Here is a 24,999-nt window from a genome sequence, read left to right as displayed (position 1 = left end):
CAGTGTGACCTGAAACATTTTGCGCCCGGGAGGGGGCGTCGTAGAATTAGTTCTAGTCAGTCTGACTATAACTAATCCGGCGGTCGGGCCGGAACTGTCCGGGCGGTCCTCCAAACCGGCCCGGAGCCTCAGGATGCGGGGTGAAGCACCATCTACACAGCAGCTGCCAACGTCTCGGAGCGCCAGCTCGCGCCGCCGTCGTTGGCCATCTCCACGGTGATCTTCGCCCTCCGCCCCAGCGAGCGTTCCGGACGTCCCACCCTCTGGATCCCGCTGGTGCGCCGCATCCGCGAACCGTTCAAGGGCCTGTGGGCGCTGCCCGGCGGCCCGCTGACCCATGCCGAGTCCCTGCCGGACGCCGCCTCGCGGAACCTGCAGGAGACCACCGGGCTGGCGCCCAGCTACCTCGAACAGCTTTACGCGTTCGGTGGCCTGCACCGTTCGCCCACGCAGCGCGTCGTTTCGATTGTGTACTGGGCGCTGGTCCAGCCCACCGAGGCCGCGCTCGCGGACGAATCCGAGAATGTCCGGTGGTTCCGCGCTGACCGGCTCGGCGACCTGGCCTTCGACCACAACGCGATCGTCGACTACGCGCTCTGGCGGCTGCGCAACAAGATGGCCTACGGGTCCATCGCGTACCACCTGCTCGGCGAGTACTTCACCCTGGCCCAGGTCCGGGAGGTCTACGAGGCCGTCCTGGACCGCGAGCTGGACCCGGCCAACTTCCGCCGCCAGGTCAAGGCCACGCCCGAGATCGAAGAAACCGACCAGTACCTGCAGGGCGGCAAACACCGTCCGCCCCGCCTCTACCGCTTTACCGGCCGCCCAGGCCTTGACCCAGACAACAGGAGCACACCATGAGCAGCGTCAATACGGCCATCCAGCTGATCACGCGCGAGCAGGCCACCAGCAACAGCGCCAAGGGCAGGGCAACAGCCGCCACGTGCAGCCCGGCGCTCGCCCGCGGGCCCTGGGACAATGACCTCTCCGAGGCCCTCGCCGGTGTCCCCGCCTACGGCCCAGGAGCCTCCGTCGCGGACGTCGCGCCGGCGTCGACCCCCCGGCAGGGCCAGCTCCCGGAGGAATACAAGACGGCCAGCGACGCCGAACTCGACACACGGATCAGGGCCGCCAAGGCAACGCTCGGGGACCGCGCCGTGGTCCTTGGCCATTTCTACCAGCGCGACGAAGTGGTGGCATACGCCGACTTCGTGGGTGACTCCTTCCAGCTCGCCAACGCGGCGCTGACCCGTCCGGACGCCGAAGCCATCATCTTCTGCGGTGTGCACTTCATGGCAGAAACCGCCGACATCCTGTCCCGCCCGGACCAGGCCGTGATCCTGCCCAACCTGGCCGCGGGCTGCTCCATGGCGGACATGGCGGACATCGACTCCGTGACCGAATGCTGGGAACAGCTCGAGGAACTGTTCGGCACCGAGCCCGGCGCCGACGGCCGGGTCCCGGTCATCCCGGTCACCTACATGAACTCCTCGGCCGCGCTCAAGGGCTTCTGTGGGGAGCACGGCGGCATCGTGTGCACGTCCTCGAACGCTGCCACGGTCCTGGAATGGGCGTTCGAGCGCGGCCAGCGCGTGCTGTTCTTCCCGGACCAGCACCTGGGCCGCAACACCGCCAAGGCCATGGGCGTGCCGCTGGAACAGATGCCGATGTGGAACCCGCGCAAGGACCTCGGCGGCAACGACGAACAGACCCTGCAGGGCTCCCGGGTGATCCTGTGGCACGGCTTCTGCTCGGTCCACAAGCGCTTCAACGTGGCCCAGATCGAGAAGGCCCGCGCCGAGTTCCCCGGGGTCCAGGTGATCGTGCACCCGGAATGCCCCATGGAAGTGGTGGATGCCGCCGATTCCGCCGGGTCCACCGACTTCATCCGCCAAGCCATTGCCGCCGCGACCGAGCCCACCACTTTCGCCGTCGGCACCGAGATCAACCTCGTCAACCGGCTGGCCGCGGAAAATCCGCAGCACACCATCTTCTGCCTGGACCCGGTGATCTGCCCCTGCTCCACGATGTACCGCATTCACCCCGGCTACCTCGCCTGGGTCCTGGAAGCGCTGGTGCGGGGCGAGGTGGTCAACCGCATCACGGTGGAGGACGCCGTCGCCGCCCCGGCCAGGGTTGCCCTCGAGCGGATGCTGGCGGCCCGGCCGTGACCAGGCCGCTGCGTTTGGTAGTTGTCGGCAGCGGCATTGCGGGACTGTACGCAGCGCTGCTGGCCTCTGACGCCGTTCTTGACGCTGCGCCCGACGGCGGTCCGGCCTTTGAGGTGGTGCTCCTGACCAAGGGAACGCTCGAGCAGAGCAACACCTTCTACGCCCAGGGCGGCGTCTCGGCCGTCCTCACGCCGGCGGAGGCCGCGCCCGGCGATTCCGTCGCAGCCCACATCGCCGACACCCTCGCCGCCGGCTCCGGGCTCAACGACCCCACCGCCGTGCGGGTCCTGTGCACCGAGGCAGTCCGGGACATCGCGGGGCTGCAGCGGTTCGGCGTCCAGTTCGACGGCGGGCCCGGCGGCGGACCGGCGCTTGGCCTTGAGGCGGCCCACTCCGCCGCCCGCATCCTGCACGCCGGCGGCGACGCGACGGGTGCCCGCATCGCCCGCGCCCTCGTCGCCGCCGTCCTGGACCGCGCGTTGCTGGGACGGCTAAGGGTCGAGACCGGAGCCTTCGTGACCGAACTCCTCACCGGGCACCGCGGAGCCGGGCCGGCGGGCGGGACCGCCCGGGTCACCGGCGTCGCCTACCTGTCCCACGGGCAGCCCCGGCGCTTGGACGCTGACGCGGTGCTCCTGGCCACCGGAGGCGCCGGACGGATCTTCGCCCGGACGTCCAACCCCTCCGTCGCCACAGCCGATGGCCTGGCCCTGGCCTGGCGGGCGGGGGCGGCCGTCCGGGACCTGGAGTTCTTCCAGTTCCACCCCACCACCCTGGCGGCGGACGAGATCCCCGGCGGCCCGCCCGCACTGCTCATCTCCGAAGCGGTCCGCGGGGAAGGTGCCGTCCTGCTCGACGCAGCCGGCCACCGCTTTATGCCCGACTACCACCCGGACGCCGAACTGGCACCGCGCGACGTCGTCTCCCGCAGCATCGCCCTGCACCTCGCCGCGACGGGCGCCCCGGCGGACAGCCCCGTGTACCTCGACGCCCGCGGAATCGAGGCCACCCGCGGTCCCGGTTTCCTGGCACGGCGGTTCCCCACCATCACCGCCGCCACCCGCGCCGCCGGCTACGACTGGACCACCCAAACGCTTCCGGTGTCCCCGGCGGCCCATTACTGGATGGGAGGCGTGGCCACCGACCTCTGGGGCCGCACCTCCGTGCCGGGACTCTACGCCGCCGGTGAAGTCGCGTGCACCGGCGCGCAGGGCGCCAACCGGCTGGCCAGCAATTCGCTCCTGGAGGGGCTGGTCTTCGGCCGGCGCGCGGTGGAGGCTTTCCTGGGTGACGAAACGGGCTGGGCGTCGGATAGGGCGTCGTCCGACGCCGTTCCTCCGCGTGCTCCCCACGATCGCCCTAACCTCGCAAGCTCGGCCAGGGAACCCGGATCGCGTGGGCCCACGGCCGCGGGCGGCCTCCCCTTGACGCACGCTTCCGGAACGCCGTCGAACGACGGCCGGCAGGCAGCCCTGGGTGCCGGCCGGGAATATCACCCGGCGGCGCCCGATGGTGTTGCGAAGACTGTGGCTGGTCCCGGGCCGTTCTCGCGCGACGCTCTGCGGCGCCTCATGACCAGCGCGGCTGGCGTGTTGCGCAGCGGCGAGCAACTGCGGGAGGCGCAGGCCACCCTTGCTGTCTGGGCCGCCGTCGTCCGTCCCGAGATCGTGACGGACGCGGTGGACCCGTCCGGGCACGAGGACCGGAACCTGCTCCTGGCCGCCCAACTGCTCGTCGCCGCAGCGCGGAAGCGGACCGGCTCGGTGGGCGCCCACTACCGGGCGGACGCCGGCACCGCCGCCGCCCTTATCGCAGTGCACGCGGCCCCCGGCCGCTCCGCCCTGCCGGCCGGCACACACAGCCACCGGAATGCCGCCGTATCCCGTCCGAAGCAAAGGATTTCGTCATGACAGCACCCGCCGCAGCCCGCCCGGCCGCCCTCCCGGTGACGGCGCTCGCCGGAACCCTTCCCGCAGCCGCTGTCGACGCCGTGCTGCGGGCCGCCCTGGACGAGGACGCACCCTACGGCGACATCACCTCGCAGACACTCATCCCCGCGGACACACGCGCGACGGCGGTCCTGGCCGCACGCGTCCCCGGCGTGCTCAGCGGCGGGGAGGTGTTCGCGGCCGCGATGAAGCTCACGGACCCCGGCGCCGACGTCGAACTCCTCGTGGCTGACGGTTCCGCCTTCGCCGCCGGCACGGCGCTCGCGAGGGTCAGCGGGAACGCCCGCGCCGTGCTGCTCGCCGAACGCGTGGCACTGAACCTGGTCCAGCGGATGAGCGCCATCGCCACCAGGACGGCGGAGTTCGTCGCCCTGGTGGACGGCACCGGGGCGCGCATCACCGACACCCGCAAAACGACGCCGGGCCTGCGGGTGCTGGAACGCTATGCCGTGCGCTGCGGCGGCGGAGCCAACCACCGCTTTGGCCTCTCGGACGCCGTGCTGGCCAAGGACAACCATCTGGCCGTCCTGACCGGGGGAGACCCGTCGAAGCTCACGGCCGTGCTGCGGGAAGCCAAAGGCCGCCTCGGGCACACCACCCACTTCGAAGTGGAGGTGGACAGCATGGACCAGATCGGGCCCGTGCTGGCAGCCGGGGTGGACACCATCATGCTGGACAACTTCACCCTGGCGGACCTTGCCGCCGGGGTGGCCCTGGTGGCCGGCCGGGCCCGGGTCGAGGCCAGCGGAAACGTCAACCTGGCCACCGTGGCCGGCATCGCCGGCACCGGGGTGGACGTCATCTCGATCGGCGGGCTCACCCACAGCGTCGCCGCCCTGGACCTGGGCCTCGACATTGAACTCGGCCTCGGCACGGAACAGAACAACCACCGGACGGCCGGCCAGGCAACGCCATGATCTTCCTCGACGCCGCGGCCACCACACCGGTCCGCCGCGAGGTAATCGAGGCCATGTGGCCGTTCCTTACCGGGGAATTCGGCAACCCCTCAAGCCACCATTCGCTCGGCGACTCCGCCGCCACGGCGCTCGGCGGGTCACGGGCGGCGACGGCCCAGGCGCTGGGCTGCCGCCCGGGCGAGATCATCTTCACCTCCGGTGGCACGGAGGCGGACAACCTGGCCGTCAAAGGCATTGCCCTGGCGCGCCGCGCCGCGGACTCCAGGCTGGACCGGGTGGTGATCAGCGCCGTCGAGCATCCTGCTGTGGAGGAGTCCGCCCGCTACCTGGAACGCGTGCACGGCTTCGCCGTCGACGTGGTGCCGGTGGATTCCTGCGGCCGCGTCACCGGGGAGGCCCTCGCCGCCGCGCTCCGGCCGGAGACCGCGCTGGTCAGCATCATGTACGCCAACAATGAAGTGGGAACGGTGCAGCCGATTGCGGAGCTGGCTGCGCTGGCCCGCGCGCGCGGAATACCGTTCCACACCGACGCGGTCCAGGCAGCCGGCTGGCTCCCGCTCGACACCGCAGCCCTCGGCGTCGATGCCCTGAGTATCTCCGGCCACAAACTGGGGGCGCCCAAAGGGAACGGGGCCTTGTTCGTGCGGGGCCGGATCCGGCTGGAACCTGTGATCCACGGCGGCGGGCAGGAACGCGGGCGCCGGTCAGGGACCGAAAACGTGGCCGGGGCCGTCGCCCTCGCGACGGCGCTCACCCTCGCGCAGACCTCCCCGGGGGACCGTGCGGCCCATGTTGCCGCCCTGCGCGATGACTTCATCCGCGCGGTGCAGGCGTTGGTTCCGGGCGCGGTCCTCACCGGCCACCCGAGCGAGCGGCTGCCCTCCGTGGCCTCGTTCTGCTTCCCGGGGACCAACGGCGAATCCGTGCTGCTGGAACTCGAACGCCAGGGAGTCATCTGTTCCAGCGGCTCCGCCTGCGCCGCGGGGTCGGACGAGCCGTCCCCGGTGCTGCGCGCGATGGGCATCAACGCCGAAACCGCCCAGACCGCGGTCCGCTTCAGCTTCGATTCCACCATCACGGCGGCGGAACTGCAGGAGGCGGCGGCCGCGGTCCGCACCGCCGTCGGCAGCGTCCAGGCCCTCGGCCCAACCAGCTAGCAGCAGGGGCCGTTTTGGGAGCCCAAAACGGCCCCTGCTGCTGGTCAGATGAGGCTGGCGCATCGGGTTCAGCGGTGCCGGGCCCGGCGGAAGATCCAGTGCCGCAACAGGGTAAAGCGGACAGCCGTGGCAGCGAAGCCGGAGATTGTGGTGGTCCATAGCTCGTCGGCGACCGTGGCCGCGGGGTTGATCCAGTGCAGCACGCCGAGGCTGCCGCCGGTGATCAGCAGCGCCACCAGGATGACGATCAGGCCGTTGAGGTGGTCGCGCTTGAGCCGGCGGCGTTCGGTGATCTTAAAGGTCAGCCGCCGGTTCAGCGCCGTGTTCATCAGGGACGTGAGGATGAGGGCTGTCGCGTTGGCCGGCTGCGAACCGAGGTACGGCCGGAGGAAGGCATAGAGCGCCAGCGACGTCACCGTGCAGAGAATGCCGACGCCGGTGAACCTCAGCAGCTGCCGGACCAGCGGGTAGCGGAGTATGCCGCGGTGCCGCCGGCGCGCAGGAGGCCGGCCCGGGGCAGGGGCAGGGGCAGGAGCGGGGGAGTGCTGCTCGAGCTGGGCATCCATCCGCTCAGTACAGCTCGCCGGCAGGGATCTCCACGGCCAGGCGGTTGGACGGGCCCGCGAGGGGGCATGCCCACGCCTCGTTGTAGGCACAGGACGGGTTGTAGGCGAAGTTGAAATCAACGACGAACTCGGCCTCCGGGCCCGAACCCTGCACGCCGTGGAAGGCGCCCTTGATGGTGTCCAGCAGGTAGCGGCCGGCGCCGTAGCTGCCGCCCGGCTGTCCCGCCGTGGCATCACGGAACGGCACAAAGATGCCGCCGCCGTATCCCAGAAGTTTCCAGACGGCGAGCTGGCCCAGTTCCGGCAGATCGAAAGTGCCCAGCCGGACAAACCGGACCACACCGTCGGTGCCGGTCTCAACATTCATTTCCCGCCCCGCGCCCTCGCCCGTCAGCGGGATGTGGAAGCGGTAGATCGGGTCGTAGTCCGCGGTCTTCAGCCCGGCGAAGCTGGACTTGGCAGCCGCGGTCAGCGGTGAGGCCGGGTGCGTGCCGAACATCCGGTCCCGCTCCTGGCGCCAGTACGAATGGGCCTCGGCCGGGTTCTCCGCAGCGATCTTCCGCACGTTGGCGTACAGCGCAAAGGTCCGGAGCCGCCAGTCCGCGATGTCGACGGCGGAGATGTCCGCCACGCTGTCGTGGGCCCCGAAATCCCGGGAGCCAAAATCCTGATCCGCCATGTCCCCAGCGTATCCCGCTTTGCCCGCGGCAAATCGCGCCGCCGGCGGCGGGTCCCGGGCGCCGACCTGGCCGTAGACTTTCGCGCATGCAGACCACCTCCGCACCGCCCGTCAGCCGCGCTGCCGCCGCACTGGCCGAACTCGTGCAGTTCCGCACAGTCTCCTCCCGGCTGGAGCAGGAGGTGGACACCGGCGAGTTTGACGGCTTCATCGCCGCGCTGGCCCGGCTGTATCCCGCTGTCCACGCCGCCCTGGTCCTCGAACGCGTCAACGGCCACGCGCTGCTGTACCGCTGGCCCGGCACCGGCCCGGACGCTGCGGCGCGGCCGGCCGTGCTGATGGCACACTACGACGTCGTCCCGGCCGGCGATCCGGACGGCTGGACCCGGCCGCCGTTTTCCGGGCACAACGACGGGACCTACCTGTGGGGCCGCGGAACCCTCGATGACAAGGGTCAGCTGGTCGCCGTCATGGAAGCAGCGGAAACCCTGCTCACCGCAGGGTTCGCCCCCGCCCACGACCTCTACTTCTCCTTCGGCAACAACGAGGAGACCGCCGGGAACAGCGCAGCGGCCGCGGCGGAACTGCTGGCCGGCCGGGGCGTGAAACCCTGGCTGGTGCTGGACGAGGGCGGCGCCGTCGCCGGCGGGGCCTTCCCGGGCGTGACCCGGCCGGCCGCCGTCGTCGGAGTGGCCGAAAAGGGGATCCTGGACGTGGAACTGCTGACCAGGGATCCCGGCGGCCACGCCTCCACCCCGCCCCGGATGGGCGCCACGGCGCGGCTGGCCCGCGCCATCACCCGGATCGAACGCAGCCCCTTCCCGCAGTCGCTGCCGGACGTGACCGCGGAAATGCTCCGGCGCTTCGGCCCGCACGTCCCCGCTCCCATGCGGGCGGTGTTCGGCAGGCTGTCCGTGTTCCGGGCCCCGGTGACGCTGCTCTTTGGCCGGATGGGAAACGAGACCAACGCGATGACCCGCACCACCGTCGCCATCACCACGCTGGAGGGCAGCGCCGCAGCCAACGTCCTGGCCGCGACAGCCCGGGCGAATGCCAACATCCGGGTGGCCGTGGGGGAAACCGTTGAGGGGACCGTGGAGCGGCTGCGGAGGATCATCCGGGACCCGAAGGTCGAGTTGCGCGTCGTGGAAGGCAACGACCCGTCGCCGGTCTCGGCCCACTCCGGGGCGCAGTGGGAGCTGCTGGAGGGCTGCATTGCCAAGGCCTTCCCGGAGGCGCTCATCACGCCGTACATCATGATGGGCGGCACGGATTCGCGCCGCTTCACCGGCATCTGTGACGCGGTCTACCGCTTCGCCCCGTTCTATATGGATGCCGGGGCGCGGGGCTCCATCCACGCCGTCGACGAGAAGATTGCACTGGAGACCCTGGAACGCGGCGTCGGCTTCTACGAAACGCTGATCCGGGAACTCTGAGCGGCCCGATGTCCCGTTACGCTGGCACCATGACTGGGACGGATACCTTCCGGCGGACGCCGGCCCGCGGCGTTCGCATTGCTTTTGCGCTGGCGCTCGCCGCCGCCGCACTGTCCGGCTGCAGCAGTGAAAGCAAGGGCACCCCCGCCTGGACGGCGGACGGCAGTGCGGGCGCCAGCCCAGCGGCCTCCCCGGCCGGCCCGTCCGCGGCCGGCACGAGCCCGGGCGCCTCGCCAGGGTCCACCGCCTCCGCCTCGGCATCACCGGGCTCGACGGCGGCGGCGTGGAAGGTCTTCACCGATCCGGCGAAGACCGTCAGTTTTGAACTGCCGCAGGAGTGGATCGCCCAGTCGGTAACCCCCGGGGAAGGAACCCTGCCCGGGGCACTGAAGATCGAGGTCAAGGACGCCGACGGCGGTTACCTGGCCACCCTGCAGACCCGTATCCAGCCAACGCCCGCCGCGGCCTGTCCGGACGGCGCCGCGAAACCTTACGTCGTCGTCAACAGCGTCCCGGTGGACTTGCCGCACCGCGGCGGGGAAGGCACCATTGACCCCCGGGTGGTGTTCCGGGTGATTCAGGGCTACAAATACTTCGGCTCCTACGGCATCACCAACGTCGTTGGCGGCGCGGACGGAAAGTCCTGCGTGCTCCAGAACCTGGTCCGCGGCCCTGAGGGCAAGGGCGACTATTCCTTCGGTGACCTGACGGAGCTGAAGGCCTTCGCCACGGACCAGAAGGTTGCGCCGGCCAAGGCTTTCGACACCCTCGACCAGGCCGCCAAGTATGTCAACGAAGGCCCAGAATTCGCCAATGTCCAGCGGATGCTAATGTCTCTGAAGATCAAAAACTAGTCCCGCACCGCCCTGGCACAACAGGGCCGGGAGCGGCGACTTTCCCCGCCGTTGCCTCACACCCCGGAGATAGATGGAACGCTCTGTAGCCGCCCGCATGGCCTTCAAGACCGTGGCCGACACCAAGGTCGCCCTGGCGGTGTCCGTGGCACGCAACTCCGGTTACAGCGGTTTCGTGGAGTCACTGTCCGTCACTTCCGGCGGCGAAGATGTCCCGCTGACGGAGCTCTCGGACCACCACGGCGGCCGCTTCCACTACATGGAATTCGCGGAACCCACGGAAGTGCTCGTGGAGTACACGGCCAGCGTCAGCGGCTTCGCGGTGCCGGAGGAACCCCGGCTGATGGAGCTCATCCGCTACGTCCGGCCGAGCCGGTACGCCGAGTCCGACCGGCTCCTGCCGACCGCCTACGCCGAATTCGGCGGCATGCAGGGCACGGAGCTGGTACACGCCGTGCGCAATTGGGTCTTCAGTGAGCTGCGCTACATCAGCGGATCCTCACGCGGGACCGACGGCGCCGTCGAGACGCTGCTGCACCGCCGCGGGGTCTGCCGCGACTTCGCCCACCTGGCGATCTCCCTGCTGCGCGCCAAGAATGTTCCGGCCCGGCTGGCCGCCGTGTACGCCCCGGGGCTGAGCCCCATGGACTTCCACGCGGTGGCCGAAGCCCATATCGACGGCGCCTGGCACGTCATCGATCCCACAGGCCTGGCTCCGCGGGAGAGCATGCTGCGGATCACCGCCGGCCGGGATTCCTCGGACACCGCGTTCCTGTCCACGGTGGGAGGCAGCCTGTCGCTGACGCAGCTGCAGGTGACCGCCGTCGTCGACGGCGAGCTGCCGGACGAGGATCCGGCGAAGCTCGTCACCCTGCAGTAGGAGCCAGCTGCCAGCGGCCCTGGGCCCGGCGCCCGCAGGTCAGCGCGCGGTCACCGAGGCCCGCAGCTTCTCCGTCAGACGCAGCAGCTCCTGCTGTTCGGCCGCTGTCAGCGCCGGACCCACCAGGGTAGCGATGTCACGGACGTGCTCCCGGCCGATCTGCTTCTGCAGTTCCCAGCCGGCTTCGGTGAGCTTGACCAGGACACCGCGCCCGTCGTCGGGGGCCGGCATCCGTTCCACGAGGCCCCGCTTTTCGAGGCGCTCCACGAGCCGGCTGAGGCTGGACTGGCTCAACAGGACGTGGTCGTTGAGCTCGTTCTGCCGGAGCCACCCGGACGGGCAGCGTGAGAGCGTGAACAGCACGTCGTACTCGTTCAGGGCCAGGGTCTTGAACGCCGGGCCGGCCTGCAGCCTCCGCATCACCGCCACCTGGGCGCGGAACAGGGATTCCCAGGTCTCCGCGGCCAGGCGCACCGGCGACTCGCTTGTCTTGGCGGACATCACACGCTCTGGGTGCCGGCAGGGCTGGCAGCTTCGCTGGACGGCTGTCCGGCCGCGGCCAGGGAGGCGGCCACGCGTCCGGCATGCGTGGGCGGCTCGGGGACGTGGGCCGGGGTCTTGTCGGCGTATTCCTTGCGCAGGACCGGCAGGACCTCTTCGCCGAACAGGTCCAGCTGCTCCAGCACGGTCTTCAGCGGCAGGCCCGCGTGGTCGATCAGGAACAGCTGGCGCTGGTAATCGCCGAAGTACTCACGGAAGCTCAGTGTCTTCTCGATGACTTCCTGCGGGCTGCCGACGGTCAGCGGGGTCTGTGAGGTGAAGTCCTCGAGCGACGGGCCGTGGCCGTAGACCGGGGCATTGTCGAAGTACGGTCGGAACTCCTTGACGGCGTCCTGCGAGTTCTTCCGCATGAAGAACTGGCCGCCGAGTCCCACGATCGCCTGGTCGGCCTTGCCGTGGCCGTAGTGCTCGTAGCGTTCGCGGTAGAGGCCGATCAGCTGCTGGTAGTGCTCCTTGGGCCAGAAGATGTTGTTCGCGAAGAAGCCATCGCCGTAGTAGGCGGCCACTTCCGCAATCTGCGGCGTGCGGATCGAACCGTGCCATACGAAGGGGGCGACGCCGTCGAGCGGGCGCGGGGTGGAGGTGAAGTTCTGCAGCGGCGTGCGGTGCTTGCCGGACCAGTTGACGGTGTCCTCGTCCCAGAGGCGGCGCAGCAGGGAGTAGTTTTCGATCGCGAGCTCGATGCCGTCCTGGATGTTCTTGCCAAACCAGGGGTACACAGGGGCGGTGTTGCCCCGGCCCAGGACCAGGTCCACGCGGCCGTCGGCGAGGTGCTGGAGCATGGCGAAGTCCTCGGCGATCTTCACCGGGTCGTTGGTGGTGATGAGCGTAGTGGCCGTCGACAGGATGATGCGCTCCGTCTGGGCGGCGATGTACGCCAGGGTCGTCGTGGGGGAGGAGGAGAAAAAGGGCCGGTTGTGGTGCTCGCCGATGGCGTAGACATCCATGCCGATTTCCTCGACCTTTTTGGCGATCGCCACCGACGCCTTAATGCGTTCGTGTTCCGTGGGGGTGCGGCCCGTGGTGGGGTCGGTGGTGATATCGCTGACGCTGAATACGCCGATCTGCATGAGGTGCCTTTCCGTGGCCGGAGTCTTCCGGGAGCTGTTTCCACTATAACCGATTTAGATGCATTTGCATCTATCGACGGGTATAACGTCCGCCGCGTCCGGATATTCCCCGCCGGCGCGGCGCGAGTTTCCCGCCAGCTCTTCCCGCCTACCTCAAAGGGTCGGGCCTAGGATGCAATCAATCGGCTGTCGAACAGGATCCCAGCCCGCCCGGAAGGTCGCCATGCGCCGTGTCATTGCGTTTCTGTGTCTCGTGGAGATCACCAGCGGGATCCTGCAGGGCTACTACACGCCCATCCTCACCGACATCGCCCGGCATCTGAACATCCACGACGGCGACGTCAACTGGTTCGAGGCCGCGCAGCTGATGGTCAGCGCACTGGCCGTCCCCGTGCTGGCCAAACTCGGTGACACGTACGGGCACCGGAGAATCCTGCTTGTGTCCACCCTGTTGACAGCTGCCGCGTCCTGGGGCGTGGCGCTCGCCCCGGACTTCTGGACGTTCCTGGCGGCCTGGTCCCTGCAGGGTTTCTATGTGGTCTGGCTGCCGCTGGAGATTGCCCTGATCTTCAGCCGGGTGCACCGCTTGCCCGACGGCGCTGCCCGCACCCGGCGCGCCGCCGGCCTCCTTGTCGGAGCACTGGAATTCGGTGTGATCGCGGGTGCCCTTGCCGCAGGTGCCCTGGTGGAGACCTGGACCGGCCAGCTGCAGCTTGTGCTGATGGTTCCTGCAGTGGCCGTCTCCGCCTGCTGGTTCGCCATCCGCTTCGGCGTGCCGGAGTCCCTGGAACGCAGCGGCGGCCGGGTGGATACCCGCGGGTTCGCACTCCTCGCCGCCGGGCTCCTGCTGATCACATCCGGGCTGACTTTCATGCGGCTCAACGGCCCCGGCGCGTGGTGGCCATGGGCGCTGGTGGCTGCAGGGATCCTGGTTTTCGTCCCGTTCACCCGGTTCGAGCTGGGCCGGGAGGATCCGCTGGTGGACATCCGGATGCTGCGTGCCAAGTCCATGTGGCCGGTCCAGCTGACCGCCGGCCTGTTCGGCGTCTCGGTGCTGGGCGCGCAGGCGCCGCTGTCCACCTTCGCCCGGACCGACCCGGCAGTCCACGGCTACGGGCTCGGGCTGCGCGCCGGCCAGGTTTCGATCATCATCGGCGTCTACGTGCTGGCGCTGCTGGTGGGTGCCCTGCTCTATCCGCTGGTGACCCGCAGCCTGACCCCGCGCTGGACGCTGGTCTGCGCGGCCGCTCTGGTCGGCGGGGGATATCTGCTGTTCCTGCCGTTCCACTCCAGCCTCGCCGAGACCCTGGTCAACATGGCAGTTGCCGGCATCGGCTCCGGCGCCCTCGTGGCCGCCCTGCCCTCGGCGGCCGCCGCGGCCGCACCGCTCAACCGGACCGCGATGGCCACCGGCCTGACCAACACCACCAAGACGATTGGCGGCGCCTTCGCCTCTGCGGTGTTTGGTATCGCCCTGCTGAGCCACGTCCTTGGCGAGGCCGGGGCCGCCGCGGCGGAAGCCGGCGAAACCGCCGCGCCCCTGGCCGGCTACCTGACGGTGTGGACGATCTGCGGCGTGACGGGGTTGGCTGCAGCCGCGGCGCTGGTCCTGGTGCCGAGGCTGGCGTTCTCCGATCCGGTACCCGTCGCTGACCCGCTGCCGGCGGGCTCGCACTAAACGGGCTCGCACTAAACGGGCTCGCACTAAACGGGCTCGCCGATCGGGGACCGGAACCGACGCCACTTATGGGGACGGCTCCCGCCGCTCCAGGGACAAGGCCCTTCTCTGGAGCCGCCGGGGCGCTATCTTCGTAGCTTGGAGGGTGCCCACATGGTCAAAAGGCCCGGAAGTACTGCGGCCGCAATCCTGCTTGCAATCAGTCTCCTACTGGCGGGATGCACTGCTCCCCGGCTGGAGCCTGCGGCCGGGGTGGATGCGCGGGCGGTGCTGGAGGCGTTCAAGGGCCGGGCCATGGTCTCCCACCTGGAGGCGCTGCAGCGTATTGCTGATGAGAACGGCGGGAACCGTGCGTCGGGGACGTCCGGGTATGAGGCGTCCGCCCGCTACGTCGAGGAGCAGCTGCGCGCTGCAGGGTACAACCCCGTCCGGCAGACCTTCACTTTCCGCGGCGAGGGCAGGAACCGGAAACAGGTGGAGAGCTTCAACATCCTCGCCGACACCGGCGGCAGCGCCGAGAACACCGTGGTGGTCGGCGGGCATCTGGACTCCGTGCCCGAGGGCCCGGGCATCAACGACAACGGCTCCGGGGTCGCGGCCATCCTTGAAATTGCCAAGTGGATGAAGGAGAGCGGAGCCACCCCGGCGAACCGGGTCAGGTTTGCGTTCTGGGGCGGCGAGGAGGACGGCCTGTACGGTTCCCAGCACTACCAGCTCTTCGTTCCGACTGTCCACGGTCCGCATCTCCGGCCGGAACTACCTCGGGAACCACGTCACCTTTCCCATCGGTGCGCACGTCGGGCAGAACGTCTTGCTCGCGACGAAAGTCATGGTGCCGATCGACGGACCGTCGCGGCGGGACGTGGGCCTTCTCGGCTCGCCACCGTTCGAAATTCCCCGGTCCGTGCAGCGGGACGCCCAATTCGATGAGCGGGCAATGGAAGAAGCGAAAAATCGGGAACTTCCGGCCAAGAACCGCCACAACATTATGAGCATGGTGTATTTCCTGGCTGTGCGCTGGGTCCTTCTGTTCGCGGCCACCATTGCCGGCGCCGTCGCGGTGATAGCCCACAGCTTCCTTGGTGTCCTGGCAGTTGCCCTGGCAATTGTGGCACTGCTGGTGTTCCGTATCCTGTTCACCGCTTTGGTGGAGCGTTCAGTCATGGGATTCCGACGGCTCAGGCCCCAATTCTGCTCCATCTACGACGGCTACTTCTGGCGGCACGAACGGCTCTGGAAATTGCTCGTCGTGCCCCGGTTCAACGGGACACCCTTTAAGCCCCTGATGTGGAGACTTCTGGGGGTCAAGGTCGGAAAACGGCTGTACGATGCCGGAGCGACCATCCCGGAAAAAACGCTCGTGACGATCGGTGATGACTGCACGTTCAACGAAGGAGCAACAATTCAGGGCCACTCCATGGAGGACGGCACGTTCAAGTCCGACTACGTGGTGATCGGCGACCGTTGCAGCCTGGGGGTAGACGTCTGGATCAACTACGGTGCGAGTCTGCACACCGGTTCCACGCTGCGGGCTGACGCTTTGCTGATGAAGGGCGAGGATGTCCCGGAAGGCACCTCCTACGTCGGCAACCCGGCGCGCGAGATCGTGGTCCCCGCATCACGGGAACCACACCCGGCACCCGCCACCGGGCGTTGACGGACTCGGCGGGCAGGCACATGAAGTCATCGCGGGCAAGCCACGGCGCTCACGCGCCGCGCCGCCACAAGGCAGTCAGCATCTGACCGTGGTGCCGGCGGTGTAACGACGGCTAGTGCGAGCCGGTGGGGAGGCGCGCGTCGTCGGGAACGTCATCCGGGAAGTCGTCGGGGACGGCGCCGGGGACGGCCCGGCGGCCCCGGGAAGGTACGGTATCGGCGCCGGCACCGGCATTGGAACCCGCACCGGCCTTGGCCAGGGCCCTGCGCTCGCGCCGTCCCTCCACGAGTCGGTACAGCACCGGCACCAGGACCAGGGTGAGGGCGGTGGAGGAGACCAGGCCGCCGATCACCACGATGGCCAGCGGCTGCGAGATGAAGCCGCCTCCGCCGGTCAGGCCCAGGGCCATCGGCGTCAGCGCGAACACGGTGGCCAGCGCCGTCATCAGGATCGGCCGAAGACGCTGGCGGGCGCCGTGCGTGATGGCGTCCGCCACGCTCATCCCGGGCGCGCCGTTCCGCGGCTGGCGGTACTGGTTGATGAGGTCGATGAGCACAATCGCGTTCGTCACCACGATGCCGACCAGCATAAGCATGCCGATCAGGGAGGGCAGGCCCAGCGGCACTCCGGTGATGAGCAGCAGCCCGATGGCGCCGGTGGCCGCGAACGGTACGGAGACGAGCAGGATCAGCGGCTGGATGAGCGACTTGAACGCCGCCACCATGATCACGTAGACAATCGCGATGGCGGCGAGCAGGGCGAGGCCGAGCTGGGCGAAGGACTCGGACTGCTGCGTCGTGGCGCCGCCGATCTCTGCAGTGACACCCGGCGGCAACTGGACGGTCTTGAGCCGGGCCTGCACCTCGGTGCTCACCGCGCCGAGGTTCGCGCCCGACGGCGTGATGGACACGCGGGCGGTCCGCTGGCCGTTGCTCGCAGTGATGGAGACCGGGACGTCCACCTGCTCCACTGAGGCGATGCTGGACAGCGGCACGGGACCCGCCGCCGTCGGCAGCGGGGTTTGCCGGACGGCGTTGATGCTGGTGAAACGGGTGCCTTCTCCGATGCGGACCGGGAAGTCGTTGGTGTCGATGCGCACGGTTCCGGCCGGGATGGGGCTGATGGTTGCGGCGAGCACGCCGGCCACCTGTTCCTCGGACAGCCCCGCGGCGACGGCTTTGGCCCGGTCCACCTTGACCTGGACCACCGGCTGGCTGGCCGCCAGGTTGGTGGCCACTTCGGAGGCACCCGGGACGCCGTCCATGGCCTTGACCATGGCGTCGCTCGCGGTCCGGAGATCCGCGGTCGTTGCAGCCTTGAGCGTGATGTCGACGGTCGAGGACGTGCCGAAACCGCCTTGCTGGGAGCCCACGGTGATCTTGCCGGAATCGGGAATCCCGGCCAGTTTGGCGCGCACGGTCTCCTTGAGTTTGCCTTGGTTGGCCTTCTCCTCGGTCACCACGGTGAAGCTGGAGTTCGAGGCTCCGGACGACAGCAGCGCCGAGAAACCGGTCTGGGCGTTGCCGGTGGTGACCTGGACGTCCTTGACGCCGTCGATCCCGCGGAGAACTTCCTCGACCTTGACCGCCGAGGCACTGGCTGCGGCCAGGCTGGTGCCGGCGGGGAGGGCCTGGCGGACGGTCATGCTGTTCTCGCCGGAGTTGCCCAGCAGGTCGGTGGCCAGCAGCGGGGTCATGGCAGCGGTGCCGCCCAGGACCAGCAAGGCCGCGATCAGGGTCACGACCGGGTGGTTCTGGGTCCTGGTCAGGACCGGGAGGTAGCCGCGCTGCAGGACGGTGCGCTGCTCCGCCTCATGGGCCTTGGCCGCGATCTCCCGGGCCGGGGCGTCCCGGGCTGTGATGTCCCGGGCTGTGCCGGGCTTCTCAGCGGGGTTCCGCAGGAACCAGTAGGCCAGCACCGGGACGATGGTCAAAGAGACCAGCAGTGAGGACAGCAGTGCGATGGTGACTGTCAGCGCGAACGGCCGGAACAGCTCGCCGGCCAGGCCGGCCACAAAGGCGATCGGCAGGAAGACGGCCACGGTGGTGAGGGTCGAGGCCGTGATGGCGCCGGCGACTTCACGGATGGAGGTCTGGATCGCCGTGATCTTCGCTTCGCCGTAGCTCAGGTGGCGCTTGATGTTCTCGATCACCACGATGGAGTCGTCCACGACGCGGCCGATCGCGATGGTGAGCGCACCGAGGGTCAGGATGTTCAGCGAGTAGCCGGTGGCCGAAAGCCCGATGAAGGTGATCAGCAGTGACAACGGGATGGAAACTGCGGTGACCAGGGTGGCGCGGACGGACATCAGGAACAGCAGGATCACCGCGACGGCGAAGCCCAGGCCCAGCAGGCCCTCCGTGGTGAGGTCCTTGATGGACTTCTCGATGAACGGTGCCTGGTCGAAGATTGGTGTGAACCGGGCGTTGGAGCCCAGTTCGGCCTCGAGCTGGGGGATCGAGTCCTTCACCGCGTGGGAAATGCCGACGGTGTCGCCTTCGGGCTTCTTGGTGACGGACAAGGCCAGGGTTTCCTTGCCGTTGGTCCGGGTGATCGAGGTGCGGGCGTCCTCCGTGATGCTGACGTCCGCGACGCTGCCGATGGTCGCGGCGTTCCGGGCGCCGCCCAGCGGGAGCGCCTTGATGGCATCGAGCGAGTCGACCGGGCTGCCGATCTGCAGCGAGAGCGTCTTTCCCTGTTCCTCGATGGTGCCGGCCGGCACGAGGGCGCCGTTGTTCTTCAGGGCCTCGCTGATGGACTGGATGCTCGCACCGGAGGCCGCCATGGCCTCAGGGCGGGGGAGGATCTTGATGTGCTGGCTGGCGCCGCCGGTCACCTCGGCGCCGCGGACGCCGTCGATCTTTTGCAGCCGCGGGACGGTGAGCCGGGCCAGGTCGGTGTTCAGCTCGCTGAGGGGCTTGTCCGAGGAGACGGCGAGGAAGACGATCGGGAAGTCGCTGATGCTGCCGGCGATGGCCTGGGGCTGGACATCGTCCGGCAGCGCCCGCTTGGCGTTGGAGATGGCCCGGTCGATCTGGTTCCGGGCGCGGTCCAGGTTCGAACCATAGGTGAACACCATGCTGATCTGGGAGACGCCGTTGCGCGAGGTGGACGACGTCGATTCGAGGCCCTCAACGCCGTTGAGTGCCGTCTCCAGCGGGCTGCTGATCTGCTTGTCCACGACTTCGGGGGAGGCTCCCGGCATCGACGTGATGACCGTGATCTGCGGGAACTCGATGGAAGGGATGAGTTCCTGCTTGAGCGAGGACATCGTGATCACGCCGAAGACGGACGCGAAGACGGTGATCAGCGCGATCAGGGCCCTGTTGGCCAGCGACAGCTTTGCGAGCCGGAACATCTCATGGTCTCCTGGTGGGTTGACGGACGTACTGGTGAGCGATCAAAGCTGCCGCAACCCGGAGCGGGCGTCAGCTGCGCGCGGCGACCGGTTCCAGCTGGAGAGCCTTGGCCGTGTCGGCTTCGAGCTGCGCGGCGAGTTCCGGGTTCTCGTTGAGCTTGACGCCATAGCCGGGCATCATCTCCTTGAACCTGGACTGCCAGCCCTTGAACTGCTTCGGGAAGGACTTCTGGAGCAGTTCGATCATGATCGGCACCGCGGTGGACGCGCCCGGGGACGCGCCCAGCAGGGCGCCGATGGAGCCGTCGCGCCCGGCGATGACTTCGGTGCCGAACTGCAGCACGCCGCCCTTCTTCGGGTCCTTCTTGATGATCTGCACACGCTGGCCGGCGGTGATGAGTTCCCAGTCGCCGTCCTGCGCGGCGGGGTAGTACTCACGCAGGGCCTCGACCTTGGCGCCGTGCCGCTTGGCGACTTCCTTGACCAGGTAGGCGGTGAGGTCCATGTTGTCCTTGGCCACGGCCAGCATGGGGATGATGTTGGAGGGCCGGATGGACAGCGGCAGGTCCAGGTAGGAGCCGTTCTTCAGGAAGTTCGTGGAGAAGCCGGCGTACGGTCCGAACAGCAGGGAGCGCTTGCCGTTGACGAACCGGGTGTCCAGGTGCGGGACGGACATGGGCGGGGCGCCGACGGAGGCCTGGCCGTAGACCTTGGCACTGTGCTGGGCGGCGAGGGTCTCGTCGGTGCAGCGGAAGAACTGGCCGGAAACGGGGAAGCCACCGAATCCCTTGCTTTCCGGGATGCCGGAGGCCTGCAGCAGGTGCAGGGCGCCGCCGCCGGCACCGACAAAGACGAACTTCGCGTGGATGGAGCCGTGCTCGCCGGATTGGGGGTGCTTGAGCGCGAGGTCCCAGCCGCCGTCGGACGCGCGCTTGATGCCTGAGACATCGTGGCCGTAGTTGACCTCCACCCCGTTGTTCCCGAGGTAGGTCGTCAGCTCCCGGGTCAGGGCGCCGAAGTCGACGTCGGTCCCTTCCGCGGCGCGGGTGGCGGCGATCCGCTGCTTGGGGTCGCGGCCCTTGACGATCAGCGGGGCCCACTTGGCGATCTGGGCATGGTCCTCGGAGTACTCCATCGAGCGGAACAACGGGTTCGGCTTGAGGGCCTCGAAGCGGGTGCGCAGGAACTTGGCGTTCTCTTCGCCGATGACGAAGCTCATGTGGGGGACGGTGTTGATGAAGCCCTTGGGGGAGCCGATCATGCCGTTCGTGACGAGGTGGGACCAGAACTGGCGCGAAAGCTGGAACTGCTCGTTGATGAGGAGTGCCTTTGCCGGGTTCACCGAGCCGTCTTTGGCCGCGGGCGAGTAATTAAGCTCACACAGCGCGGCGTGTCCGGTGCCGGCGTTGTTCCACGGGCCGGAGCTTTCCAGGCCCGGCTCATCCAGCTTCTCGAAAAGGGAAATCGTCCAGTTCGGCTCGAGCTGCTTCAGGAAAGCGCCGAGCGTGGCGCTCATGATGCCGCCACCAATCAGGACGACGTCGGCATGTTGGGTCTTGGAAATGAAAGTCACAATCAGTCTCCGATAGCAGCGGGTCTGGCTGTCACAGAATATCCCCGCACCGCCCTCTTACTGAAATTGGGTCCGTCCGTCAAGGCTTTAGCTCGACCTTCGTGAAAACTTCATTCAGCACGGGCGACGCCGGATACTTCAGCACCCGGTCCGAGAGGGCCAGGGCCGAGATCGGGAACGCAATCGGCACGGCGGGGACCGAAGCGGCGATCTGCGCGTTGATGGTCTGGTACTGCTCCGTCCGCTCCTTGCCGTCAGGCAGGCCGCGTGCCCGGGCGATCTTGGAAAAGACCTGTGGGTCCTGGTAGCCGAACTCGCCGGTGTTTTCGCCGAAGAGTGGCCCCACGAAGTTGTCCGGGTCAGAGTACGAGCCGTTCCAGCCCAGCAGATGGAGGGCATGGTCCCCGGGGGAGGTAACTTTTTGGAGGTAGCCCTCGGACCATTCGACCGGTACCGGCTTGATGTTGAGTCCGACGGCGGTCAGCTGCTTACTGATTTCCGCATAGACCTTTTCGGGAGTCGGCAGGTAGGGCCGGGTGACGTTCAGGGGATAGTAGAACTTCAGTTCCTCACCCTTGTAGCCGGCCTCGGCGAGCAACTCCTTGGCCTTTGCCGGATTGTGGCCCAGTGCCGGCGCGTTGTTGTTGAAGCCGCTGAGTTTGGGCGGGACGAACTGCGTCGCCTGGGCGGTGTTGTCAATAAAGAAGCGGCGGATCAGGGTGTCCTTGTCCAGCGCCATTTCGATGGCCTGGCGGACCTTGAGGTTCTGCAGGATGGGTACTTCCTGGTTCATGCCCAGGTACATAACGGAGAAGGGATCGCGCTGGATGATCTGCTCTCCGCGCTTCACCAGCTGATCGAAGTTGCCGACGGTCACGGCGTCGTAGGCATCGATTTTGCCGTCGAGCAGGGCCTGCATCCGTGTCTGGGTGTGGTCGTAGGTGACAAAGTTGATCGTGCCGATCTGGCCCTTGTCCCCCCAATAGTCCTTGTTGCTGGCGAGCGTGATGCTCCCCGGGTCCCAGGAGCTGAAGACGTAGGGACCGGTTCCCACAGGGTGGAGCCCGTAGGCCGAGATCGGCTGGCCGTCGCGGGTCTGGGTCAGCTCATCCGCTTTGTGGGAGGTGAGGGCCTGGGGCGAGGAGATGGCAAAGGCGGGCAGAGTGAGGGCCTGGAGGAACCCGGTGAAGGGCTGGGTCAGGTCGATCCTCACGCTGTCCGGGGCCAGTGCGGTGCAGCCCTTGTAGATGGACAGGGATGCCTGATCGGCGTGTGCCTTGAAGACGCCCTTGAACGTCGTTCCCGGAGCCTGCTTCCGCAGGGCGTTGGGGAAGTTGAACCAGCGGTTGAAGTTGCTGCAGACGGCGGCGGCGTCGAAAGCGGTCCCGTCCGTGAAAGTCACCTTCTCGCGGAGCTTGAACGAGTAGGCCCGGCCCTGATCGCTCGTGTTCCATTCGGTGGCCAGCAGCGGCGTTGGCGCTCCAGTGGTCTGGTCCACGCCGACGAGTCCCTCCAGGACCTGGCGCGTGATCCGGTAGGACTCAATGTCGGAGACGACAGCCGGATCCAGCCCGAGCGGCTGCGAGGCGGTGCCGAAGGTGAAGACCGCACTGGGGGCCGTGTTGGTCGAAGTGGCCGAAGCGGTTGCCGGGCCGGGCCCCGGGGTTCCGGTGCAGGCGGCGAGCGGCAGCATCAGGAGGACGGCACCGAAACCGGCTGCAATGCGGCGCACGGCGCTGGTCCGCGCTCCACTGGCCCACGTTCCGCTGGTCGTGCTGGGACGCGCGGTACGGCTGGGCACTGTACTTTGGGGCACTCGGGTATCACCTCGGGGGACTGGTGGACCGCCGGCTGCGGAACAGGCCCATTCTAGATGACGGGCCGGGACGATCGCTGTGAGCCAGGCGGCGTCCGCCGGCGCGACACAAACGGGCGGTACACAACGGGCGGTACACAAGCGTAGGCCCGCACCAGAGGTGCGGGCCTACGTTTCTCCTTATTGGTCCAGTGAGTCAAGCTGGAACCGCAGCAGGAGCGTTCAGTGCTGCCTACTTGGGCATCAGTACCGAGTCGACCATGTACACGGTGGCGTTGGCGGTCATGACGCCGCCGCAGACGACGTTGGCCTCGTCAGCCTTGAGCGCGTCCTTGGTGCCGGTGACCGTGATGGAACCGCCCTGGACCGTCTTGTGCGTGCCGACGATCTGGTCCGGGCTGATCTTGCCGGGCACTACGTGGTAGGTCAGGATCTTGCTGAGCAGGGCATCGTCCGTCTTCAGCGTTTCGATCGTGGCGGCGTCGATCTTCTTGAAGGCATCATCCGTCGGTGCGAAGACAGTGAATTCGCTGCCGTTCAGGGTGTCCACCAAGTCGACCTTCGGGTTGAGCTTGCCGGACACCGCGGCCGTCAGGGTGGTGAGGATCGGGTTGTTGGACGCCGCGACTGCTACCGGGTCGAGGGCCATGCCGGAGACGGAGCCGGCACCGCTGGGCACCTGGGCGGCGTAGGCGGCGCAGCCGCTGCCGACGAGGTTGGCGGCCGGATCCATCGCTGCTGCCGAGCTGGCGGACGGCGTCGGTGCCATGCTTGTCGCCATCGGCGTGGAGGCCGGGGCCGAGGAGCTGGGTGCTGCGGTGGTGGATCCGCCACAGGCAGTAAGGCTGAGCATGGCTGCAGCAGCGATACCTGCAACGGAAAGTGTCGTGCGCTTGATGTTCTGCATTTCAGTTTCTCCTTTGTTGTGCCGATCGTTGCCGGCGGCGAACAATTGCCGCTCTGGCCCTTTTCCGACTTGTTGGGCACCGACCCTTGGTTGGTGTCTCAATGTGTATTCGCTGGCTCGGAGGAGACGGATGGGTGCAGGGTGAAAATTCTTTTTCTATGCGCAAATGGCGCGGCTTTTAGCGCATTCCGGCGGCATTCCGGCGGCGGCGCGGCGGCGGCACGTGGCGCCGGCCGCCAGGACTGGGCCGGTCCCGCCGGTGATTGATGGCAGCGGCGCTGAACTGCCGTGGCGGTTTTGGAGGAGTTTGCGGGCAGAAAGAAAGAGAGCCCCGGTCCGAAGACCGGGGCTCTATTCACTGAGTGCGCAAGGGGGGATTTGAACCCCCACGCCCGAAGGCACAGGAACCTAAATCCTGCGTGTCTGCCAATTTCACCACTCGCGCGCGGCGCCAACGCCCGACTTGTCCTGCGATAGTCGGGGGCGGATGCCAGGCTCCATTGTACATTTCGCAGCAGGCGCTGCGGCGACCTGTGGCCGGCTGCATCCGGTGGCTGCATCCGGTGGCGGCCTGCGGCGACAGCCGGTGGGCGCCTAGTCGTTGGCGTTGAGGTCCCGGCGGAGCTTGGCGACATGCCCGGTGGCCCGGACGTTGTATTGCGCGATGGCGACCTTCCCGGCGGGGTCGACGACCACGGTGGAGCGGATGAGCCCGTCGTACGTTTTGCCGTAGTTCTTCTTCTCGCCCCAGGCCGCATAGGCCTCGGCGACCGCGTGGTCCGGGTCCGACAGCAGGGGGAAGGTCAGCCCTTCCGCGGCTGCGAACTTGGCGAGCTTGTCCACGGGGTCCGGGGAAATGCCCACCACCTCGTAGCCGGCCTGCTGCAGGGATGCCAAGGAATCGCGGAAATCGCAGGCCTGTTTCGTGCACCCGGGGGTGGCAGCGGCCGGGTAGAAGTAGACGACGGTGCTGCGGCCCCGGAAGTCCTCGAGCGAGACGTCCAGCCCCTCCGAATTCTTCAGCGTGAAGGCTGGCGCCGGATCACCGGGGATAAGTCGTTCAGGCAAGTTGTGCTCCATTCTCAGGGCGGTCGCAGGGGGCACATCCCAGCCTAGTGAGCGTTGGTGCGGGCGCCGAATCGTACGCTCGCTATACTCTCTGGTATGCCTGATATGGATCGCTGGCCCACGGGCCGCCTATTGTCAACGGCAGCACGCCTTGTTGAACACTCCTGGAACGAGAAGCTCGGGGCCATTGGCCTGACCCATGCTGGGGTCATTGCCATGGAAGTGCTCTCCGTCAACGGACCAATGACCCAGGCCCAACTTGCCCAATTGGTGCGTGTCCAGGCGCAGACCATGGGTAAGACTCTCAGCCGGCTCGAGGCGCACGGGCACATCTCCCGGCAGCGGAGTGCCTCCGACCGCCGCAGCCACGTCGTGTCTCTGACGGAGCGGGGCCGCGAAGCCGTTGCTGAAGCCGCTGACATGGAGCGTTCCGTGCTCGCTGCGGCCTCCATCGATCCTGACGTGTTGCGGCAGGAACTCCAGGCGGTCGTCACCGAACTGGCAACCAGGATTTCCACCACCGACGCGAAGACAATCGTCACCGCCGTAGAACCGGGTCTGCCGGTCGAAGCCAGTTAAGGTGAGCTAGGGCCAATACCGTTTACTTAGGTGGTTTGGGTATTCGTTTGAGCGGCCAGCCTGACATCTTGCGTTTGACTACGCGGGGGTTGCTTCGTTGTCGGCGTGGTGGCAGGAGGTCGT

21 protein-coding genes and 1 tRNA gene are annotated in these 24,999 nt (G+C 68.0%); 12 read left to right on the top strand and 10 right to left on the bottom strand.

The window, feature by feature from the left end; translation table 11 throughout:
• Positions 1-150 precede the first annotated feature (150 nt).
• The 5 genes from ACZY0Y_RS14950 to ACZY0Y_RS14930 are packed head-to-tail and all read left to right on the top strand — an operon-like array spanning position 151 to position 6,194.
• Positions 151-861: an NUDIX hydrolase gene (locus ACZY0Y_RS14950; protein ID WP_160669006.1), complete on the top strand. Its 711-nt coding sequence runs from the start codon at positions 151-153 to the stop codon at positions 859-861.
• Positions 858-2,171 carry a quinolinate synthase NadA gene (nadA, locus tag ACZY0Y_RS14945; RefSeq protein WP_463958844.1) on the top strand — a complete coding sequence of 438 codons (1,314 nt, stop codon included), beginning with the start codon at positions 858-860 and terminating at the stop codon, positions 2,169-2,171. Before ACZY0Y_RS14950 ends, nadA begins: the two co-directional genes overlap by 4 nt.
• On the top strand, positions 2,168-4,081 hold the full coding sequence (locus tag ACZY0Y_RS14940; RefSeq protein ID WP_463958842.1) for an L-aspartate oxidase: 1,914 nt from the start codon (positions 2,168-2,170) through the stop codon (positions 4,079-4,081). Before nadA ends, ACZY0Y_RS14940 begins: the two co-directional genes overlap by 4 nt.
• The gene (gene nadC / locus ACZY0Y_RS14935) at positions 4,078-5,037 is read left to right on the top strand and encodes a carboxylating nicotinate-nucleotide diphosphorylase (RefSeq protein ID WP_463958840.1); all 960 of its coding nucleotides are present in this window, start codon (positions 4,078-4,080) and stop codon (positions 5,035-5,037) included. Before ACZY0Y_RS14940 ends, nadC begins: the two co-directional genes overlap by 4 nt.
• Entirely contained in the window at positions 5,034-6,194 is a 1,161-nt protein-coding gene (locus ACZY0Y_RS14930; protein WP_463958839.1) for a cysteine desulfurase family protein, read from the top strand. Before nadC ends, ACZY0Y_RS14930 begins: the two co-directional genes overlap by 4 nt.
• Before the next feature lie 68 nt (positions 6,195-6,262).
• On the opposite strand, the gene ACZY0Y_RS14925 is transcribed toward ACZY0Y_RS14930, so the two are convergent.
• On the bottom strand, positions 6,263-6,760 hold the full coding sequence (locus ACZY0Y_RS14925; protein ID WP_463880214.1) for a GtrA family protein: 498 nt from the start codon (positions 6,758-6,760) through the stop codon (positions 6,263-6,265).
• A gap of 4 nt (positions 6,761-6,764) precedes the next feature.
• Complete coding sequence (locus ACZY0Y_RS14920) at positions 6,765-7,439, bottom strand: DUF1684 domain-containing protein (RefSeq protein ID WP_463958837.1); 675 nt, start codon at positions 7,437-7,439, stop codon at positions 6,765-6,767.
• Between the two features lie 86 nt (positions 7,440-7,525).
• Here ACZY0Y_RS14920 and ACZY0Y_RS14915 point away from each other — a divergent pair, with 86 nt between their 5' ends.
• The 3 genes from ACZY0Y_RS14915 to ACZY0Y_RS14905 all read left to right on the top strand — a co-directional run bounded on the left by ACZY0Y_RS14915 (position 7,526) and on the right by ACZY0Y_RS14905 (position 10,609).
• The gene (locus ACZY0Y_RS14915; protein ID WP_463880220.1) at positions 7,526-8,875 is read left to right on the top strand and encodes a M20/M25/M40 family metallo-hydrolase; all 1,350 of its coding nucleotides are present in this window, start codon (positions 7,526-7,528) and stop codon (positions 8,873-8,875) included.
• Between the two features lie 29 nt (positions 8,876-8,904).
• Complete coding sequence (locus tag ACZY0Y_RS14910) at positions 8,905-9,729, top strand: hypothetical protein (RefSeq protein ID WP_463958836.1); 825 nt, start codon at positions 8,905-8,907, stop codon at positions 9,727-9,729.
• A gap of 73 nt (positions 9,730-9,802) precedes the next feature.
• Positions 9,803-10,609: a transglutaminase-like domain-containing protein gene (locus tag ACZY0Y_RS14905; protein ID WP_463880225.1), complete on the top strand. Its 807-nt coding sequence runs from the start codon at positions 9,803-9,805 to the stop codon at positions 10,607-10,609.
• Between the two features lie 39 nt (positions 10,610-10,648).
• On the opposite strand, the gene ACZY0Y_RS14900 is transcribed toward ACZY0Y_RS14905, so the two are convergent.
• Positions 10,649-11,110, bottom strand: coding sequence for a MarR family winged helix-turn-helix transcriptional regulator (locus ACZY0Y_RS14900; protein ID WP_160664948.1), 462 nt, complete (start codon positions 11,108-11,110; stop codon positions 10,649-10,651).
• Positions 11,110-12,240, bottom strand: a complete 1,131-nt coding sequence (locus ACZY0Y_RS14895) for an LLM class flavin-dependent oxidoreductase (protein ID WP_463880227.1) — start codon at positions 12,238-12,240, stop codon at positions 11,110-11,112. Before ACZY0Y_RS14895 ends, ACZY0Y_RS14900 begins: the two co-directional genes overlap by 1 nt.
• Before the next feature lie 223 nt (positions 12,241-12,463).
• On the opposite strand from ACZY0Y_RS14895, the gene ACZY0Y_RS14890 reads away from it, so the two are divergent.
• The 3 genes from ACZY0Y_RS14890 (at position 12,464) to ACZY0Y_RS14880 (ending at position 15,575) form a co-directional block, all read left to right on the top strand.
• Positions 12,464-13,918, top strand: a complete 1,455-nt coding sequence (locus ACZY0Y_RS14890) for an MFS transporter (RefSeq protein WP_463958834.1) — start codon at positions 12,464-12,466, stop codon at positions 13,916-13,918.
• A 153-nt stretch (positions 13,919-14,071) separates the two neighbouring features.
• Positions 14,072-14,848, top strand: a complete 777-nt coding sequence (locus tag ACZY0Y_RS14885) for a M20/M25/M40 family metallo-hydrolase (protein WP_463958832.1) — start codon at positions 14,072-14,074, stop codon at positions 14,846-14,848.
• A 7-nt stretch (positions 14,849-14,855) separates the two neighbouring features.
• The gene (locus tag ACZY0Y_RS14880; RefSeq protein ID WP_463958830.1) at positions 14,856-15,575 is read left to right on the top strand and encodes a hypothetical protein; all 720 of its coding nucleotides are present in this window, start codon (positions 14,856-14,858) and stop codon (positions 15,573-15,575) included.
• A 112-nt stretch (positions 15,576-15,687) separates the two neighbouring features.
• On the opposite strand, the gene ACZY0Y_RS14875 is transcribed toward ACZY0Y_RS14880, so the two are convergent.
• From ACZY0Y_RS14875 to bcp, 6 genes are all read right to left on the bottom strand, one after another.
• Positions 15,688-18,933: an efflux RND transporter permease subunit gene (locus tag ACZY0Y_RS14875; RefSeq protein ID WP_463958828.1), complete on the bottom strand. Its 3,246-nt coding sequence runs from the start codon at positions 18,931-18,933 to the stop codon at positions 15,688-15,690.
• A 70-nt stretch (positions 18,934-19,003) separates the two neighbouring features.
• Entirely contained in the window at positions 19,004-20,506 is a 1,503-nt protein-coding gene (locus tag ACZY0Y_RS14870; RefSeq protein ID WP_463880238.1) for a malate:quinone oxidoreductase, read from the bottom strand.
• A gap of 79 nt (positions 20,507-20,585) precedes the next feature.
• Complete coding sequence (locus ACZY0Y_RS14865) at positions 20,586-22,199, bottom strand: ABC transporter substrate-binding protein (protein WP_463958860.1); 1,614 nt, start codon at positions 22,197-22,199, stop codon at positions 20,586-20,588.
• A gap of 355 nt (positions 22,200-22,554) precedes the next feature.
• Positions 22,555-23,229, bottom strand: coding sequence for a fasciclin domain-containing protein (locus ACZY0Y_RS14860; RefSeq protein ID WP_463880241.1), 675 nt, complete (start codon positions 23,227-23,229; stop codon positions 22,555-22,557).
• A 363-nt stretch (positions 23,230-23,592) separates the two neighbouring features.
• Positions 23,593-23,674, bottom strand: a tRNA-Leu gene (locus tag ACZY0Y_RS14855).
• A 149-nt stretch (positions 23,675-23,823) separates the two neighbouring features.
• Positions 23,824-24,297, bottom strand: coding sequence for a thioredoxin-dependent thiol peroxidase (gene bcp, locus ACZY0Y_RS14850; RefSeq protein ID WP_463880243.1), 474 nt, complete (start codon positions 24,295-24,297; stop codon positions 23,824-23,826).
• Positions 24,298-24,402: 105 nt separating this feature from the next.
• Here bcp and ACZY0Y_RS14845 point away from each other — a divergent pair, with 105 nt between their 5' ends.
• A complete protein-coding gene (locus ACZY0Y_RS14845; protein ID WP_463880307.1) occupies positions 24,403-24,876 on the top strand; it encodes a MarR family winged helix-turn-helix transcriptional regulator in 474 nt (157 codons plus the stop codon).
• Positions 24,877-24,999 lie beyond the last annotated feature (123 nt).

The organism is Pseudarthrobacter kochi (genome assembly GCF_055412805.1).
Note: the sequence above shows the minus strand (reverse complement) of the source record. Positions and strands in the feature narration are given on the sequence as shown.

Excerpts from the sequence above, each read along its gene's own strand:
- ACZY0Y_RS14910 (WP_463958836.1), top strand. The coding sequence starts at position 8,905 with ATGACTGGGACGGATACCTTCCGGCGGACGCCGGCCCGCGGCGTTCGC.
- ACZY0Y_RS14890 (WP_463958834.1), top strand. The coding sequence starts at position 12,464 with ATGCGCCGTGTCATTGCGTTTCTGTGTCTCGTGGAGATCACCAGCGGG.
- ACZY0Y_RS14915 (WP_463880220.1), top strand. The coding sequence starts at position 7,526 with ATGCAGACCACCTCCGCACCGCCCGTCAGCCGCGCTGCCGCCGCACTG.
- ACZY0Y_RS14905 (WP_463880225.1), top strand. The coding sequence starts at position 9,803 with ATGGAACGCTCTGTAGCCGCCCGCATGGCCTTCAAGACCGTGGCCGAC.
- ACZY0Y_RS14900 (WP_160664948.1), bottom strand. The coding sequence starts at position 11,110 with ATGTCCGCCAAGACAAGCGAGTCGCCGGTGCGCCTGGCCGCGGAGACC.
- nadA (WP_463958844.1), top strand. The coding sequence starts at position 858 with ATGAGCAGCGTCAATACGGCCATCCAGCTGATCACGCGCGAGCAGGCC.
- ACZY0Y_RS14845 (WP_463880307.1), top strand. The coding sequence starts at position 24,403 with ATGGATCGCTGGCCCACGGGCCGCCTATTGTCAACGGCAGCACGCCTT.
- ACZY0Y_RS14860 (WP_463880241.1), bottom strand. The coding sequence starts at position 23,229 with ATGCAGAACATCAAGCGCACGACACTTTCCGTTGCAGGTATCGCTGCT.
- ACZY0Y_RS14930 (WP_463958839.1), top strand. The coding sequence starts at position 5,034 with ATGATCTTCCTCGACGCCGCGGCCACCACACCGGTCCGCCGCGAGGTA.
- ACZY0Y_RS14920 (WP_463958837.1), bottom strand. The coding sequence starts at position 7,439 with ATGGCGGATCAGGATTTTGGCTCCCGGGATTTCGGGGCCCACGACAGC.
- ACZY0Y_RS14885 (WP_463958832.1), top strand. The coding sequence starts at position 14,072 with ATGGTCAAAAGGCCCGGAAGTACTGCGGCCGCAATCCTGCTTGCAATC.
- ACZY0Y_RS14880 (WP_463958830.1), top strand. The coding sequence starts at position 14,856 with ATGGAAGAAGCGAAAAATCGGGAACTTCCGGCCAAGAACCGCCACAAC.
- ACZY0Y_RS14875 (WP_463958828.1), bottom strand. The coding sequence starts at position 18,933 with ATGTTCCGGCTCGCAAAGCTGTCGCTGGCCAACAGGGCCCTGATCGCG.
- nadC (WP_463958840.1), top strand. The coding sequence starts at position 4,078 with ATGACAGCACCCGCCGCAGCCCGCCCGGCCGCCCTCCCGGTGACGGCG.
- ACZY0Y_RS14925 (WP_463880214.1), bottom strand. The coding sequence starts at position 6,760 with ATGGATGCCCAGCTCGAGCAGCACTCCCCCGCTCCTGCCCCTGCCCCT.
- ACZY0Y_RS14865 (WP_463958860.1), bottom strand. The coding sequence starts at position 22,199 with ATGCTGCCGCTCGCCGCCTGCACCGGAACCCCGGGGCCCGGCCCGGCA.
- ACZY0Y_RS14895 (WP_463880227.1), bottom strand. The coding sequence starts at position 12,240 with ATGCAGATCGGCGTATTCAGCGTCAGCGATATCACCACCGACCCCACC.